We start from the raw sequence: 16,363 nt of genomic DNA, 5'->3' as shown, positions 1-16,363 counted from the left end.
CCTGGGCAGTTCGCAGAATGTCAGGAATTGGCACCTGGTGCCAGCTATGGCCGATGGCTGACACCGGCGGGCCGCCCATCGATGCCAGAATCGGGCGATGGTGACACAAGACTCGACGCTCGCCCAGCGGGTGCAACGCAAGCTCAATCCTTTCCGCCCCTTCTACCATGCGGCCGAGCAATGGCTGGCGGCCGATGGTCTGCGCATGAGCGCCGCCATGTCGTTCTACGGCATGCTGAGCCTGGCGCCGCTGCTGCTGCTCTTGGTGGGGGTGCTGGGCTGGTGGCTCGATCGCTCCTACATCGAGAGCAACCTGATCCACCAGGTCGAAGACATCATGGGATCGCAAGTTGCCGATGTGGTGCGCGGTGCGCTGTCGAGCGCGCAGACCAAGTCGCAAGGCCTGATCGCCTCGGCGATTGGTTTTGTGATGCTGCTGTCGGGCGCGACCGGGGTGTTTGTGGAGCTGCAGACCTCGCTCGAGCGCCTGTGGAACCATGGCGAAAAAGTCGACAAGAGCGGCACGCCCTGGTGGTACTCGCTGGTGCAGCGTGTGCGCGGCCTGGGCTATATCCTGGTGCTGGGCTTTTTGATGCTGATATCGCTGGTCCTCACGACGATGCTGAGCATGACCACGCGCTGGGCCGGTGCCGTGTTGCATATCGAGGCCCCCGGCATGCTGCTGGGCGTCATCAACGAGACCGTGTCCTTCCTGATCACCGTCACCTTGTTCGTCGGCATGATGCGTATCGGCACCGGCACCAAGCCCCGGCTGCGTTTTTTGATTGCCGGCGCGGCCATTGGCGCCTTCCTCTTCACCATCGGCAAGCAGGTGCTGGCCTGGTATCTGTCCACCGCTGCCGTGGTCTCGGCCTATGGCGCGGCCGGCTCGCTGGTGGTGCTGCTGATGTGGATCTATTTCTCGTCGGCTATTTTGCTGTTTGCCGCCAGCTGCGCGCGCGCACTGAACAGTGCTGACATTGCGCTGCATGGCAAAGGAGGAGGCGGGGCCGAGGAGGACAGCACGCGCCTGCGGCCAACGGCCGGGCAGGCCGCTACCGTGGATTTCCAGATCTAAGAACCTTTTCAAAGTCTCTACGCAGCAACAACAATGCGCCCGAGGGCGCATTGTTTTTTGGGAGGAGGGCTTAGCCGCTCCTTAGTGGGCCTGGGCCTTCACATCAAAGCCTTCGGCGCGGGTGTCATGGCGCATGAAGAACACCAGTGCAAACGCGACGACCGCCAGCGATGCCAGGAACATGACGGCGTAGACATCGTTGCCCATCTTGTCCTTCAAGGTGCCGAAGATCGTGGGGCCGATGTAGCCGCCCAGGTTGCCGATGGAGTTGATCCAGGCGATGCCCGCAGCGGCTGCGGTGCCGCTCAAAAAGGCGGTGGGCAGGGTCCAGAAGGTGGGCAGCGCGCTGAAGATGCCAAAGGCAGCCAGGGTCACCGCCGCCATCTTGGGCACCGGTGCGGCGGTGTTGGCGGCGATCAGCAGGCCGGCGACGATGCAGGCCAGCGGAATCAGCACAAACCATTTGCGCTCCTTCATGCGGTCGGAGCCGCGCGTCCAGAAGATCATCGCGATCGCGCCGACCAGGTAGGGGAAGGCGTTGATAAAGCCCACCTGCACATTGGACAGGCCACCAAAGCCCTTGATGATCTGCGGCAGGAAAAAGCCCAGGCCGTAGAGCGGCACGGTGATGCCCATGTAGACAAAGCCCAGCGCGATCACCTTGGGGTTGAGCAGGGTCTGCTTCCAGGAGATCTTGTGGATGGATTCGCGGTTCTGGCGCTCGGCCGTCAGGGTCTGGGCCAGCCAGGCGCGCTCTTCGTCGCTCAGCCACTTGGCATCCTGCGGGCCATCGGGCAGGTAGAACAGCACGACAAAGGTCAGGAAGATCGCGGGCAGCGCTTCGAGGATGAACAGCCACTGCCAGCCGTGCATGCCGCCCATGCCGTCCATGTCGAGGATAAAGCCGGAGATGGGCGCGCCGATCACTGTGGAGATGGGGATGGCAAACATGAACCAGCCCACAATGCGCGCCCGGTAGGCGGCCGGGAACCACAAGGTGATGTAGAAGATCACGCCGGGGAAAAAGCCCGCCTCGGCAATCCCCAGCAAAAAGCGCACGATGTTGAAGCTGGTGGCGCCGCCGACCCAGGCCTGCGCGGCCGACAGCACGCCCCAGCTGAACATGATGCGGGCAATCCATTTGCGCGCGCCAAACTTCTCCAGCGCCAGGTTGCTGGGCACTTCACAGAGAAAGTACGACAGAAAGAAGATACCGGCCGCGCTGCCAAAGACCGCTGCCGAGAACCCCAGGTCCTTGGACATGCTGGCCCCGGCAAAGCCGATATTGACGCGGTCGAGGTAGGCGATGAAGTAGCAGACCATCAGCAGCGGCAAGAGCCGCCAGCTGATCTTGGAGATGGTGCGCTGTTCCAGGGTGTCCATATTTGGTCTCAGATGCTGTTATGGGTAGGACGGGTGGCTAAGGTGCTTCGCTTTTGATAGCTGTATGTTCAGCTTTATCAAAGGCTTCTGCGGCTTTTTACATAGCTGATGCCATGGATCGCCGCTATTGTGCGCCGCAGCGCGCGCCGCCGCTATTGCGTCGGAGACAGATGCAAAAAAGCCCCGCGCAGCGCAGCTGCCGGGGCATGGAAACGGGGTCAGGGTCCGGAATCAGGCGGTCTTCATCGAGCCGGTATCGAGGTAACGCTGGTGCCAGGACAGCGCCTCGGTCAGGATGTGGGGCGTGTGCAGGCCGGCCGACTGGTGCATCGCGCGGTCCACATAGTCCTGCAGCATGGGGCGGAAGTCCGGGTGCGCGCAGCGCTCGATGATGAGCTTGGCGCGCTGCCTGGGCGAGAGGCCGCGCAGGTCGGCCAGGCCCTGCTCGGTGACGATGATCTGCGTGTCGTGCTCGGTATGGTCCACATGCGAGCACATCGGCACGATGCAGGAGATATGGCCGTTCTTGGCCACCGAGGGCGTGACGAAGAAGGACAGGTAGCCGTTGCGCGCAAAGTCGCCGCTGCCGCCAATGCCGTTCATCATGCTCGAGCCCATCACATGGGTGGAGTTGATGTTGCCGTAGATGTCAGCCTCGATCATCGAGTTCATCGCGATCACGCCCAGGCGGCGCACCAGCTCTGGGTGGTTGGAGATCTCCTGCGGGCGCAGGATGATGCGTTCGCGGTAGAAGTCGATGTTCTCCTCGAAATCGCGGTAGGCAGCTGCCGACAGCGAGATGGAGGTGGCCGAGGCGCGCGCCATCTTGCCCGTGCGCAGCAGGTCCAGCATGCCGTCCTGCAGCACCTCGGTAAAGCCCAGCAGGTTGTCGAAGGGGCCGGTGAGCAGGCCGGCCAGCACGGCATTGGCCACATTGCCCACGCCCGACTGGATGGGCAGCATCTCCTGGGGCAGGCGCCCCATCTTCATCTCGTGCGAGAGAAAGTCGATGATGGAGGCGGCAATGGTGTTGGAGTTGGCGTCCGGGGCGGCAAACACATTGTCGCGGTCACCCTTGTGGGTCTCGACGACGGCGACGACCTTGTCCAGGTCCACCTTCAGGTAGCCCTCGCCAATGCGGTCATCGGCGTGGGTCATGCGGATGGGCACGCGGCGCGGCGGGATGGCGGTGCCGTAGTAGATGTCGTGCATGCCTTCCATCTTGGCGGGAGGCTTGGTGTTCACCTCCAGGATCACCTTGTCGGCAATCTCCAGCCAGGTCTTGTTGTTGCCAACGGCAGTCGACGGGATCAGCAGGCCATCGGCGGTGATGCCCAGTACTTCGACCACCGCCACATGCATGTGGCCCAGAAAGCCGAACCAGGCATGCTGGGCGACGTGGGACAGGTGCATGTCGATGAAGTCGATGTCCCCGGCATTGATGGACTTGCGCGCGATCGGGTCGGTGTTGAAGGGCAGGCGCTGGCCGATGGCAGCGGCCTCGGCCAGCACGCCGTCGCATTCGGCAGCGGTGGAGGCGCCCGTCCAGACATTGATCTTGTAGGGCCGGCCGGCGGCATGCTCGGACTTGGCATGGGCTGCGATGGCCTGGGGCAGGGCCTTGGGGTAGCCTGCGCCGGTGAAGCCGCTCATGCCCACATTGGCGCCAGCAGGGATCAGCGCGGCCGCGTCGGCGGCGGACATGATGCGGGAGTGCAGCGCGCTGCAGCGCACACGGTCATTCAACGACATGGGGGGAGACTCCAGGAAGGTGTTTTCGTTATTGTCTACAGATGCTGCCCGGCGGCAAAGGCCGGGCTGCGAGGCGGGCAAATCTTAGCAGTCGTTGCACCCGAAACCATTAAGGATCCGGGAATACCCGATTGTGGATAAGTGCTACTGCGCTGGCAATTTATTGTTGCACTGCAACAATTTAGCGCATAAAAAAAGCCCGGGACAACCGGGCTTGGCGATGCGTTGGCGTGCCGCTCAGCGCTTGTCGCTGCGGTTGAGCAGTTGGTAGAGGATGATCGCGCCGAAGGTCGCGGTCCCGATGCCGCCCAGCGCAAAGCTGCCGAACTTCAAGGTGAAGTCGCCGGTGCCGATGATCAAGGTGATGGCCGCGACGATCAGGTTCTTGTTCTGCGAGAAATCCACCTTGTTTTCCACCCAGATCTTGGCGCCGGCCACTGCAATCAGGCCGAACACCACGATGGATACGCCGCCCATGACGGGCAGTGGAATGGCCTGGATCAGCGCGCCGAACTTGGGCGAGAAGCCCAGCAGCAGCGCGATGAGGCCAGCGACCATGAACACCGCGGTGGAGTAGATGCGGGTGGCCGCCATCACGCCGATGTTTTCTGCATAGGTGGTCACGCCCGTGCCGCCCACGCCGCCGCTGACCATCGTGGCCACGCCGTCACCGATGAAGGCCCGGCCCATGTACTGGTCCAGGTTGCGGCCGGTCATGGCTGTCACGGCCTTGATGTGGCCCAGGTTCTCGGCCACGAGGATGATCACGATCGGGGCGATCAGCACCATCGCCTGGGGGCTGAACTGGGGTGCCGAGAAATTGGGCATGCCAATCCAGGCGGCCGTGGCCAGGCCCGACAGATCCACCGGCTTGCCCAGGCCCATGCCATTGGTCAGGAGGGCGTAGAGGACAGCTGCGGCAATCAGGCCCACCAGGATCAGCAGGCGCTGCACCATGCCCCGGGTGAGCACGGCCACCATGCCAACGCAGACAAAGGTCATCGCCTGCATCCAGCTCTCGAAGTTGTTGCTGGCCATGTTCTTGACGGGAACCGTGGCCAGGTTCAGGCCGATCACGGCGACGATCGCGCCCGTCACCACCGGTGGCATGAAGCGCTCGATCCAGCCCGTGCCCACCGCCTGCACGATAAAACCGATCAAGGTGTAGAGCAGGCCACAGGCGATGATGCCGCCCAGCGCCATGCCGATGTTGGCATTGGGCCCGGAGCCGGCGTAGCCGGTGGCGGCAATCACCACGCCGATGAACGCAAAGCTCGATCCCAGGTAGCTGGGCACGCGCCCGCCGGTGATCAAAAAGAAGATCAAAGTGCCGACGCCACTCATCAAAATGGCGACATTGGGATCAAAACCCATCAGAATGGGCGCCAAAATGGTCGAGCCAAACATGGCGATGACATGCTGCACCCCCATGATCGAGGTTTGTGGCCAGGGCAGGCGCTCATCGGGCGCGACAACATCATCAGCACCCGGGCGCACTTCGCGCCAGCGGGGAAGGAAGGAATCAGACATGGTTTTGGCAGGCCGCAGGCAGGGCTGCTCCGGGAGGGGCAGTTGCAGGCGAGCGAGAGAAAAGGTGCTGCATCATAGTGAATTTGGCAAGCCTTGTAGAGAGAGGGAAACTCTCTAACCAGCGCCAGAGCGGGGACTGCAAGGCCCCGCATGCCCGGGTCGGCGCAAGGCTGTGGTGCGGTAGCACTGGATTGTTGGGTGAATGCGATAGATAATCACAATGACATTGAGAACAAATACGGCTGGTTGCCTGCAGCAACCGGCCTGTTTCGGGAGAGAGGGTTTCCATGAACTGTGTGCAATGTGGCGAGGCATTGGCCGCCAGCGCTAAATTCTGTCGAAAATGCGGCTGCAAGGTGCAGAGCGCAGCGGCGCCCGAGGCCGTAGCCAGCCCCCGCAGTGCGCCGGCTGCGCCGGTGGCCGCCTACGCCACCTGCCCCGATTGCGGCGCGCTGTGCAAGGGCCAGGCGCTGTTTTGCAAGCAATGCGGATGCCGGTTTGAAGAGACGCCTGGTTTTGAGGACACGGCTCCCTACTGGGACGCGCCGCTGAGCGTGGCCGAAGAAAAGGCCATTCTGGTCTTTGGCAATGTGCAGGACAGCTCCCTGCCGCCCTCCAGCTTGCCGCCCGGCGAGCGCATCCAGACCAGCGCTGCGATGGTGATTGGCGGCGCGGCGGCGAGCCCGGCAGCGGCCGTGCCGGCGCCCGCGTTGCGCGAGCCCGAGGTGCCCTTGTGGGAGACCGATGCCGCTGCCAAGCGTGCCCCTCCCGTCGCAGCGGACCCCCCTCTGCGGCCACGCGCCAGCGCGCAGCTGCGCAACCCCATGCCTGAAGCCCCGCCGCCTCCCAGCGGGCAGGGGCTGCGCATCGTGCTGGCGCTGCTGGGCATTGCCGTGTTGGCCGGTGGCGGTGCCTGGTGGTGGACGAGCCAGCAAGGGCGCCCGGCCGGTGGCGCGGTGGCTGCGCCCAGTGTCTCCGCACCGGCAGCGCCCGCCCAGCCCGTGGCCGCTGATGCCGCCGTGCCGGTAGAGTCCGCAGCGCCTGCGATGGTCGCGACCGATGCCGCACTCGCCCCCAATGAAACGCTGCTGGCGCCAGCGCCCGCCGAGGATGCTGCGGCCGCAGCGGTGGCGGTGGAGGAAGCGCCCGCCCCGGCACCTGCACCGGCCCGCCCGGCGGTGCGCAAGCCGGTGCGCAAACAGACTTTGGATGATTTGCTCAATTGAAGGAGAGCCTTGTGAAACTATTGATGAAAATGTCCGCCCTGGTGTCGGTGCTCGCGCTGGCCGGCTGTGCTGCCCCGCCGCCAGAACCCGCACCGGCTCCCGCGCCGGCCGTACCGGTGCAGGTCGAATGTGGTGTCGCATCGCCCCCCGGCTGCCGTGAGCCTGCCGTGCCACCTGCCCTGGTGACCTGGGAGCAGAAGATGAAGGGCGAGATCGACGAGGCCGAGGCCCTGCGCCTGCGTGCCGTCGAGGCCATGTCCGCCTTGCCTGCCAAGCAGCGCATCAAGGAAGGCAGCAAGACCATGACCACCGAGCAGGTCTTCAGCACCAGCCAGTCGCCCGCCACGCGCGCCATGCCGGTGCTCGATTCGGTCTCGCTCGATCTGCCCTGGGCCGCCAAGTCGCGCCAGGAGCACAAGGATGCGATGGTCGCCATCAAGGACATTGCCACGATGATGGCCGACAACCGCGGCGGCGCCACGATTTTTGTCACCGTCTCGCCACGTGATCTGCGCGCCAAGAAGGTCAACACCAATTCCGGCACCGCGCCCACCGAGGCCGGCAACCCGGTCGAGGTCAAGAAATCGGCCGACAAGAATGTGCCCGCCGGTGTCGAGCATTTCGTGATCCAGGCCAAACCCTGGCCCAGCCGCATCGACTGAGCAGGCGGCCCATCCCCCCATCTCCGCCATGAAAGCGCCTGCGCAGGCCATGGCGGAGCAGCTATACGGTAAAAACGACGAAGGAATCGCAGATGTCTTCTCCCCAATCGATGTTGAAGTCCATTGACTTTGGCCAACTGATGCGAGCGGCCGAGGGGCTGACCCAGTGGCGCGTGCTCGGCTTGTCGTTCCTGACCTGGCTGGCCGGAGGGCTGGTGATGGTGGGCGGCCAGATGCTGGCAACCCGTGCGGGCAGCATGCTGCTGGCGCTGCTGTTCCTGGTCATCGCCTCGGTGGTGTTCTCGGCCGGCATGTCGGCCGTCGGCATCCTGCTGCAGGACAAGGCCAAGGATGTGGAGCAGCGCAGCGTGGCGGCCGCCATCCGCGCGGGCCTGCTGTGTGTGCCGCGATTTATCCTGTTTGGTCTGCTGGTGCTGGCCGTGGTGCTGGGCCTGTGCCTGGTGGCGGCCATTGTGTATTTCGTCTGCAAGATCCCGTTCATCGGACCGATCCTGCTGTTCTTTGCCCACCCGGTGATGGTGATCGCCGCCTCGGTGTTCTTCATCGCGCTGTACTGGGTCGCCGCGCCACTGCTCGCGCCGGCGATCTGGGACGGCCGCTCGCTGCGCCGCGCCGTATCGCTGGTGGTGGCTGTCGTGCGCACGCGCCTGGTGCCACTGGTGCTGATGCTGCTGGCGCTCTATATCGTCATCACCGTGATCACCTTGGTGGTGTTTACCGGCTTCATCCCCGGCTTTGCCTACATGACGGCCATTGCCAGCGGCGTGATTGGCCCGAGCATGATGGCCTCGATGGGCGGCATGGGCAACTCCGCCGCCTTTGGCGCGATGGCCAGCAGCGGCCATATGCTGGCCGGTACGCTGTCGACCGTGATCCTGTTTGCGGTGCTGATGGCGCTGACCATGCAGGTAATGATCATGGGCGTGAACATCATCTACCTGATGGTCACCGACGGTCTTGATGAGCAGGGCACCGAAGAGAGTCTGCAGGCCGGCATTGACCTGGCGCGCGAAAAGGCCCGCCAGGCCCAGGGCATGGCCCGTGAAGCGGCCGACAAGGTGCGCCACGCCGCGCATATGGATGGCCATGGCCACCAGGGTGCTGCGGCACGAGGCCCGGCAGCGCCTGTGGCGCCAGTGACGCCAGCCGCACCGGTGGCACCGCACCACGATATCTTTGCCCCGGCACCTGCGCCGGTCGCACCTGTCGCACCGGCTGCTCCCGTGGCGTCCGCGCCGGTACCCGCCCCTGCGCCTGTGCCGCCTTCGGCGCCCGTGGCTCCGGTACCACCTGCCCCCGTGTCGCAAGCCCCTGTGGCCCCGGCACCCGTGGTGGCGCCAGCCCCCGTGCAGCCGCCCGTAGCGCCAGCTACCGCAGCGGGTCTGGGTGGCGCAGCGGTGGCTGGCGGCGCGGCAGCTTCGGCCTTGCCGCCTGCGGCAGCCCCAGCGGCACAGGCGGCCTCCGAGCCCTTGCTGCGCTGCCGCAGCTGCTTTGAAGTGGTGGCGGCCGACGATGTCTTTTGCGGCCACTGCGGCTTCCAGCTCAAGCCTTGACGGGTTGTGGCATTCTTTGAGGGCGCGCAAGCGCCCTTTTTCATGGCACTCTGTATCCGCCCGTAAGCGCGGCTTCATTGGTAAAAGAGTGTTGTCAATCCGGGCAAAACGGCAGACCGGCTGCGGCGATTCACGTCAGGCAGGTTACACTTTGCCGATTCATGTCCAGTAACTAGATCGGCTTATAACCATGTCAGGTGAAACGACCCAGCGCAGCGGTTTCGATATGAAAAGCGCCCAGTTGCCGGTGGTTGCGTTCGCACTGCGTTCGGCCGACCTGGAGCAGTTGGCGCAGGAGTTTGCCGAGCGTTTTGGCAGCGACTCCGCCTTCTTCGACCACGACCCGGTGCTGGTCGATCTGGCGCAGCTGCGCGAGGCCGATGAGGACATCGACTTTGCTGCCCTGGTGGCCTTGCTGCGCCAGTACCGCACCACACCGGTGGCGGTGCGCGGCGGCAGCGAGGCGCAGATGGCCCGCGCCTATGCGGCGGGGCTGATCGCCGCGCCCGAGGCGCCACCTGCGCGCAAGGCGGCTGAGCCCGAAGTGCGCGAGGTCGAAGTCGAGGTCATCAAGGAAGTGCAGCTGCCGGCCAAGGCGACCATGCGGGTCGACAAACCGATGCGCTCGGGCCAGCAGGTCTATGCGGCGGGCAGCGATGTGATCGTCAACGCCATCGTCAGCTACGGCGCCGAGGTGATTGCCGATGGCAACGTCCATGTCTACGGGCCCTTGCGGGGCCGGGCCGTGGCCGGCGCCCGGGGGGATAAGAGTGCACGTATTTATTGCACCTGTTTTGAGCCGCAGCTGGTGTCCATCGCGGGCATCTACCGCACGGTCGAGTCGGATTGGCCCGCCGAGCTGTCGGGCAAGGCAGCCGTGGTGCGGCTTGAAGGTGAGAAACTGTTGATCGAACCGCTGTGACAGGCGCACGGGGACGGCCCGCACCGGGCTTTGGACATTTGAGGACGTAAAGGGATCGGATCGAAAGATGGCAAAAATCGTCGTTGTAACTTCCGGCAAGGGCGGAGTTGGAAAAACTACCACCAGTGCAAGCTTTGCGGCCGGACTGGCGCTGAGCGGGCACAAGACTGCGGTGATCGACTTCGATGTCGGCCTGCGCAATCTGGACCTGATCATGGGCTGCGAGCGCCGTGTGGTCTATGACCTGATCAATGTGATCCAGGGCGAGGCCAACCTCAACCAGGCGCTGATCAAGGACAAGCAGCTCGAGAACCTCTACATCCTGGCCGCCTCGCAAACGCGCGACAAGGATGCGCTGACGCAGGAGGGGGTCGAGAAGATCCTCAAGGACCTGGCCGCGATGGACTTTGATTTCATCGTCTGCGACTCGCCCGCCGGTATCGAGAGCGGGGCGCTGATGGCCATGCACTTTGCCGACGAGGCGCTGGTGGTCACCAACCCCGAGGTCTCTTCCGTGCGTGACTCGGACCGCATTCTGGGCATGCTCAGCTCCAAGACCAAGCGCGCCGTCGATGGCGGCGATCCGATCAAGGAGCATTTGCTGATCACCCGCTACAACCCCAACCGGGTGCAGGACGGCCAGATGCTGTCGCTGGAGGATATCCAGGACATTCTGCGCATTCCGCTGATTGGTGTGATTCCCGAGTCGGAGTCGGTGCTGCAGGCGTCCAACCAGGGCACGCCTGCGATCAACCTGAACCAGACCGATGTGTCCGAAGCCTACAAGGATGTGGTGGCACGCTTTTTGGGTGAAGACAAGCCGATGCGCTTTACCGATGCGCAAAAGCCTGGTTTCTTCAAACGCATTTTTGGGAGGTAAGTTCAATGTCCTTGCTGTCCCTGTTCTTGGGTGAAAAGAAAAAGACCGCGTCGGTCGCCAAGGAGCGGCTGCAGATTATTTTGGCGCGTGAGCGCACTGGGCGTAGCAACAACCAGCCGGACTATCTGCCTGCGCTGCAAAAAGAGCTGATGGCGGTGATCGCCAAGTACGTCTCCATCAATCCGGATGACGTCCGCGTCAACCTGGAACGACAAGACAACCTTGAAGTTCTTGAAGTAAAAATCGAGCTTCCAGACAAGTAAGTCGGTGGGGATCCTGTCCTGGGTGCATGTGTGCTCTGGCGGATTCTTGTTCTGGATGGGACTTTGGCAGTTTTCGTTTTTGGGTGGCGATATGGGCCCGCATGCGTTGTTGTGGCGCCTTGCCATACCAAAGTATTGTCTGCGGCGCCACGCCTAGCCTGCGGGCCCATCTCGCCATTGGGGTGGGTGGCTTGGGCGCTGTGCGCGCTGCTCCTAGCTGTTGAATACCGGAATCACCATCCTGTTTTCCGTTCTTCAAAAACAAACGCGACCTTCGGGTCGCGTTTTCGTTGGGGGTAAGTCGGTGGACTTCTGGTGGGTCGTGGATAAGTCAGCGGCTTATCCACAAAACTATGCACATGGCCGTGCTTTTCCCCTCAGTTATGCACTGGGCTCGGCCGTGTTGTCGTAGGCGTGGGCTTTCCAGTACTTGAAGGTGCCCTGGGCGGTGGCCAGGATGCGGCGGTTGGCGTCGTAGATGTTGGCCTGGCAGGTGCACAGCGAGCGGCCCTGGTTGATGACCCAGCCTTCGGCAACCAGCGGGCCACGGCCCGGGTAGATGAAGCGCGAGGACATCTCGACGGTGACGGCGGTGCTCGACGGCGCGCCGGGCGCGAGCACGGCAGCGCGGGACATGGCCACGTCCAGCAGGGTCATCAGGATGCCGCCATGCGCGGCGGGCAGCTGGTTGCACAGCTCCTCGCGCAGGTCGGGCAGGTGCACGCGCACAATGCCGTCTTCAAAGTTCGGGTCCTGGCGCGCGCCGATGAGGCGCAGAAAGGGCACGCGGGTGTTGAGGTCCTCGATGCTCAGCTGCTGGCGGGGTGGGGTGGTGCTCATGCGGCGGCCTTGGCGTCGCGCACCATGTTGCGCGCAATGATGATCTGCTGGATCTGGGTCGTGCCTTCGTAGAGGCGGAACAGGCGCACATCGCGGTAGAAGCGCTCGATGCCGTACTCGGCCATATAGCCCGAGCCGCCCAGGATCTGCACCGCGCGGTCGGCCACGCGGCCGCACATCTCGGTGGCAAACATCTTGGCGCTCGATGCCTCGGTCGAGACGTTCTGGCCCGCGTCGCGGCGGCGCGCGGCGTCAATGGTCATGCACTCGGCGGCATACAGCTCGGCCTGGCTGTCGGCCAGCATGGCCTGCACCAGCTGAAAGTCGCAGATCGCCTGGCCAAACTGTTTGCGCTCGAGCGAGTACTGCAGCGCGTCGCGCAGGATGCGCTTGGCGCAGCCCACGGCCACGGCGGCGATGTGGATGCGGCCTTTTTCCAGCACCTTCATCGCGGTCTTGAAGCCGCGGCCCTCTTGCAGGCCGATCAGGTTGGCGGCGGGCACCTTGACGTTGTCAAAGATCACATCGCAGGTGTGGGCGCCGCGCTGGCCCATCTTCTTGTCGTACTTGCCAAAGCTGATGCCCGGGCTCTGGGCATCGACGATGAAGGATGACACGCCCCCCGCGCCCTTGTCGGCCGGGTTGGTGCGCGCCATCAGGGTGAACATGCCGGCATGGGGCGCATTGGTGATAAAGCGCTTGGTGCCGTTGACGAGGTAGTGGTCGCCCTGCTTGACGGCGGTGGTGCGCAGGGAGGCGGCGTCCGAGCCGGCTTCGGGCTCGGTCAGCGCGAACGAGGCGATCACCTCGCCGGTGGCCAGGCGTGGCAGCCACTCGGCCTTCTGGGCATCGGTGCCATCCATCAGAATGCCTTGCGAGCCGATGCCCACCGTGGTGCCGATCACCGAGCGGAAGGCGGGCGAGGTCTGGCACAGCTCCAGCAGCACATGCACTTCCTCCTCCATCGTCAGCTCCAGACCGCCGAACTGCTCGGGAATCGTCAGGCCAAACAGGCCCAGCTCGCGCATCTCCTGCACGATGGCTTCGGGGATCTCGTCGGTCTCGGCGACTTCGTTTTCGGCGGGCACCAGGCGCTCGCGCACAAAGCGGCGCACGCTGTCGAGCAGCGCCTCCAGGGTTTCTGGGTCTCGAATCATGGATGGTTCTCTGTTGTGTTCTGTAGCGCAGGTCAGAGCGTTGCCGCCGTGCCCAGGATCGCCGTGGCCTGGCTGGACAAGGTGCCGCCATTGCCATGGGCCAGTGCCAGCTGGGCGCCCGCCACCTGGCGTTCGCCGCAGTTGCCGCGCAGCTGGCGCACCGCCTCGATCAGCGCAAAGATGCCGTACATGCCCGGGTGCACGCAGGACAGGCCTCCGCCATTGGTGTTGACCGGCAGGCTGCCGCCCGGCGCAATCGCTCCGCTGGCAACAAAGGCACCGGCCTCGCCCTTTTTGACAAAGCCCAGGTCTTCCAGGAAAAGCAGGGTGTTGATGGTGAAGGCGTCGTAGAGCTCGACCACATCCATGTCCTGCGCTGTCAGGCCTGCCATCGCAAAGGCCTGCGCGCCGGACTGGCTCGCAGCGGTGACGGTGAGGTCGGGCATCGACGAGATCTGGCGGTTCCAGCAGGCCGTGGCATTGCCCAGCACATAGATGGGGGCGTTGGGGCCGCGCTGGGCGTCTTCTGCGCGGCTGAGCACAAAGGCGCCGCCGCCATCGGTCACCAGGCAGCAGTCGCGCACGGTGAAGGGATCGGCCACCATGCGCGCGCCCAGCACCTGCTCGATGGAGAGCGAATCGCGCATGAAGGCCTCGGGGTTCTTCTGCGCCCATTGGCGCGCCGAGACGGCGACGGCCGCAAGCTGCTCGCGTGTGGTGCCGTACTGGTGCATGTGGCGGGCCGCAGCCATCGCATAGGCTGCGACCGGCATCGTGGGCTCAAACGGGTGCTCAAAGGGCTGCGGGTCCATGAACTTGCGCGCAGCGGTCGATTCTTTGCGGCCAAAGGCGGCCGAGCGCTGGGCGCTGCCGTAGCAGACCAGCACATGCTTGCACTGGCCGGCCTCCAAGGCCATGATCGAGGGCAGCAGGTGGGCGATAAAGCTGGAGCCGCCCAGCATGGTGCCATTGACGTAGTTTGGGTTGATGCCCAGGTGCTCGATCACCGGCATGGGCCACATGGTGGCGTTGACGCTGCAGGTGGCCAGGCCGTCGATGTCCTGCATCGTCAGGCCCGCATCGGCCACGGCCGCATGGGCGGCGCGGGCGAGCAGCAGCATGTCGTCCGAGCCCGGGGCTTCGCCGCAGCCATAGGTGGCCACGCCGGTGATGGCGGCCTTGCCGCGCAGCGCGCGCAGGCCGCTGCTGGTATGTACTTGTGCCATGTTTTTATCCCTCGTTATGCGGCTTTGAACACCACCAGGCCCTTGCCGTTGTGCTCGATGACTTCGGCCTTCACCGCCATGCCGATCTTCACATCGGCCGGTGCCATGCCTTCGACGCGGCTCATCATGCGCGGGCCTTCTGCCAGGTCCACCAGCGCGACGTTGTAGTCGCCACCAGCCTCGGCCTTGCGGCGGATCACTGTGGTCGAGTAGACCGTGCCCTGGCCGCTGGGTTGCTCCCAGGCCAGCGCATCGCTGCCGCAATGCGGGCACAGCTCACGGGGGTAGAAGATGGCCTGGGCGCAGGCCTTGCAGCGCTGAATCTGGAAGCTGCCCGTATCCAATGCAGCCTGGTACTGGCTTGACATCGAGGGTGTCATTGCGGAATCTTTCTGAGGAGATAGCGGATGCTCAAGCATGGCCCCATTGCCTGCTGCACGCAATTATTGGTTGCCGAAGAGGGGGTTTGGCCGCGCTTGACGAACCTGGGTGACAGCAGTTTGCTCTAGAAGACCATCAGGGTTTTCTAGGCTTTGGCGCAGCCTAAGGCGGCGCTTGGCAAATGCAGAAACCGGCGCGCTGGAAATCTCTAGCATCGTCTGTCAAACGCTTTCTATAAAACCGGAGACAAGACCATGAAAATGACCGCGCTGGCTTTGGCCATGGCCGCATGCTGCACGACGGGCGCGCAAGCGCAGGGCATCTCTGACGACGTCGTCAAGATTGCCGTGCTCAGCGATATGTCCGGCCCCTATGCCGACACCGCAGGGCGGGGCTCGCTCGAAGCCGCGCGCATGGCGGTGGAAGACTTTGGCGGCAGTGTGGGGGGCAAGAAGATCGAGGTGGTGTTTGCCGACCACCAGGGCAAGGCCGATGTCGGTGCCAGCCGTGCGCGCACCTGGTTTGACACCGATGGCGTGGACGTGGTGGTGGACCTGAACAACTCGGCCGTCGCGATGGCGGTCTACAACCTGGCTAAGGAGCGCAACAAGCTGGTGCTGACCTCGGGCGGCGCCTCAGACACGCTGACCAGCGAAGCCTGCATCCCCACTGCCATCCACTACACTTATGACACCTATGCGATGGCCAGCGGCGTGGCCCATGCGATGCTGGAAAAAGGCAAGAAGGACTGGTACATCATGGCGGTGGACTATGCCTTCGGCAAGGCCGGCGCCGAGACGGTGACCAATATCGTCAGCAAGGGCGGCGGCAAGATCGTGGGCCGCACCAACTTCCCGCTCAATGCCAGCGATTTCTCGTCCTTTGTGCTGCAGGCGCAGGAGTCCAAGGCCTCGGTGGTCACCCTGGTGAGCGCGGGCAATGACACGATCAATGCGATCAAGTCGGCCAAGCAGTTTGGCCTGATGCAAAAGCAGACGGTGGCGCCGCAGTTCATGTTCATCCAGGACGTGCATTCGCTGGGCCTCAAGACCGCGCAGGGCCTGACCTTTGCGACCGCCTTCTACTGGGACCGCACGCCCGAGACGCGCGCCTTCTCGCAGCGCTTTTTTGAGCGCATGGGCAAGAAGACCATGCCCTCGATGGTGCATGCCGGTACCTACTCGGCCGTGACCCAGTACCTCAAGGCCGTGGCGGCCACCAAGACCGACGATGGCCCCGCGGTGACCAAGTACCTCAAGTCCAACAAGATCGAGGATTTCTTCAGCCAGAACGGCCATGTGCGCGAGGACGGCCGCATGGTGCACGACCTCTACCTGGTGCAGGTCAAGTCGCCTGAGGAATCCAAAGGCCCTTGGGACTACTACAAGGTGCTGGCCACCATTGCGGGTGACCAGGCCTTCCGGCCCATGGCCGATGGCAAGTGTGGTTTCGTGAAAAAGTAACCACAGACTTATCCACAGGCAACGCG

The 16,363-nt window shown here is 64.0% G+C and carries 15 protein-coding genes; 8 read left to right on the top strand and 7 right to left on the bottom strand.

The genetic code is table 11. The features are described 5' to 3' along the window. The first annotated feature begins 97 nt into the window (after positions 1-97). Positions 98-1,078, top strand: coding sequence for a YihY/virulence factor BrkB family protein (locus N4T19_RS16160; protein ID WP_116925293.1), 981 nt, complete (start codon positions 98-100; stop codon positions 1,076-1,078). A gap of 81 nt (positions 1,079-1,159) precedes the next feature. Here the strand turns inward: N4T19_RS16160 and N4T19_RS16155 are convergent, their stop codons facing one another. The 3 genes from N4T19_RS16155 to N4T19_RS16145 all read right to left on the bottom strand — a co-directional run bounded on the left by N4T19_RS16155 (position 1,160) and on the right by N4T19_RS16145 (position 5,743). Next, positions 1,160-2,461, bottom strand: a complete 1,302-nt coding sequence (locus tag N4T19_RS16155) for an MFS transporter (RefSeq protein WP_116925292.1) — start codon at positions 2,459-2,461, stop codon at positions 1,160-1,162. Between the two features lie 231 nt (positions 2,462-2,692). Then, the gene (locus tag N4T19_RS16150; RefSeq protein WP_116925291.1) at positions 2,693-4,213 is read right to left on the bottom strand and encodes an acetyl-CoA hydrolase/transferase family protein; all 1,521 of its coding nucleotides are present in this window, start codon (positions 4,211-4,213) and stop codon (positions 2,693-2,695) included. Positions 4,214-4,450: 237 nt separating this feature from the next. Beyond that, positions 4,451-5,743 (bottom strand): solute carrier family 23 protein, encoded by a 1,293-nt coding sequence (locus tag N4T19_RS16145; RefSeq protein ID WP_116925290.1) that lies wholly within the window; start codon positions 5,741-5,743, stop codon positions 4,451-4,453. 287 nt (positions 5,744-6,030) lie between these two features. Here N4T19_RS16145 and N4T19_RS16140 point away from each other — a divergent pair, with 287 nt between their 5' ends. From N4T19_RS16140 to minE, 6 genes are all read left to right on the top strand, one after another. Then, on the top strand, positions 6,031-6,969 hold the full coding sequence (locus tag N4T19_RS16140; protein ID WP_260718513.1) for a zinc ribbon domain-containing protein: 939 nt from the start codon (positions 6,031-6,033) through the stop codon (positions 6,967-6,969). A 23-nt stretch (positions 6,970-6,992) separates the two neighbouring features. Then, on the top strand, positions 6,993-7,631 hold the full coding sequence (locus N4T19_RS16135) for a hypothetical protein (RefSeq protein WP_133248223.1): 639 nt from the start codon (positions 6,993-6,995) through the stop codon (positions 7,629-7,631). Between the two features lie 92 nt (positions 7,632-7,723). Further along, complete coding sequence (locus tag N4T19_RS16130) at positions 7,724-9,205, top strand: hypothetical protein (protein WP_165841241.1); 1,482 nt, start codon at positions 7,724-7,726, stop codon at positions 9,203-9,205. Positions 9,206-9,395: 190 nt separating this feature from the next. Further along, the gene (gene minC, locus N4T19_RS16125) at positions 9,396-10,127 is read left to right on the top strand and encodes a septum site-determining protein MinC (protein ID WP_116927430.1); all 732 of its coding nucleotides are present in this window, start codon (positions 9,396-9,398) and stop codon (positions 10,125-10,127) included. 67 nt (positions 10,128-10,194) lie between these two features. Next, the gene (gene minD, locus N4T19_RS16120) at positions 10,195-11,007 is read left to right on the top strand and encodes a septum site-determining protein MinD (RefSeq protein WP_116927431.1); all 813 of its coding nucleotides are present in this window, start codon (positions 10,195-10,197) and stop codon (positions 11,005-11,007) included. 5 nt (positions 11,008-11,012) lie between these two features. Next, positions 11,013-11,270, top strand: coding sequence for a cell division topological specificity factor MinE (gene minE / locus N4T19_RS16115; protein ID WP_021027472.1), 258 nt, complete (start codon positions 11,013-11,015; stop codon positions 11,268-11,270). A gap of 381 nt (positions 11,271-11,651) precedes the next feature. Here the strand turns inward: minE and N4T19_RS16110 are convergent, their stop codons facing one another. From N4T19_RS16110 to N4T19_RS16095, 4 genes are read right to left on the bottom strand one after another with little or no spacing between them, the layout of a single operon-like run. Further along, entirely contained in the window at positions 11,652-12,110 is a 459-nt protein-coding gene (locus N4T19_RS16110; protein WP_021027471.1) for a PaaI family thioesterase, read from the bottom strand. After that, positions 12,107-13,267, bottom strand: a complete 1,161-nt coding sequence (locus tag N4T19_RS16105) for an acyl-CoA dehydrogenase family protein (RefSeq protein ID WP_116927432.1) — start codon at positions 13,265-13,267, stop codon at positions 12,107-12,109. The genes N4T19_RS16110 and N4T19_RS16105 overlap by 4 nt, the downstream gene beginning before the upstream one ends. Before the next feature lie 32 nt (positions 13,268-13,299). Beyond that, entirely contained in the window at positions 13,300-14,493 is a 1,194-nt protein-coding gene (locus N4T19_RS16100; RefSeq protein ID WP_116927433.1) for a thiolase, read from the bottom strand. Between the two features lie 14 nt (positions 14,494-14,507). Then, positions 14,508-14,873: a Zn-ribbon domain-containing OB-fold protein gene (locus tag N4T19_RS16095; protein ID WP_116927434.1), complete on the bottom strand. Its 366-nt coding sequence runs from the start codon at positions 14,871-14,873 to the stop codon at positions 14,508-14,510. 255 nt (positions 14,874-15,128) lie between these two features. On the opposite strand from N4T19_RS16095, the gene N4T19_RS16090 reads away from it, so the two are divergent. Continuing rightward, positions 15,129-16,337: an ABC transporter substrate-binding protein gene (locus tag N4T19_RS16090; RefSeq protein WP_116927435.1), complete on the top strand. Its 1,209-nt coding sequence runs from the start codon at positions 15,129-15,131 to the stop codon at positions 16,335-16,337. The last annotated feature ends 26 nt before the right edge of the window (positions 16,338-16,363 follow it).

The organism is Comamonas squillarum, assembly GCF_025309455.1.
Lineage (GTDB): Bacteria > Pseudomonadota > Gammaproteobacteria > Burkholderiales > Burkholderiaceae_C > Comamonas > Comamonas squillarum.
Note: the sequence above shows the minus strand (reverse complement) of the source record. Positions and strands in the feature narration are given on the sequence as shown.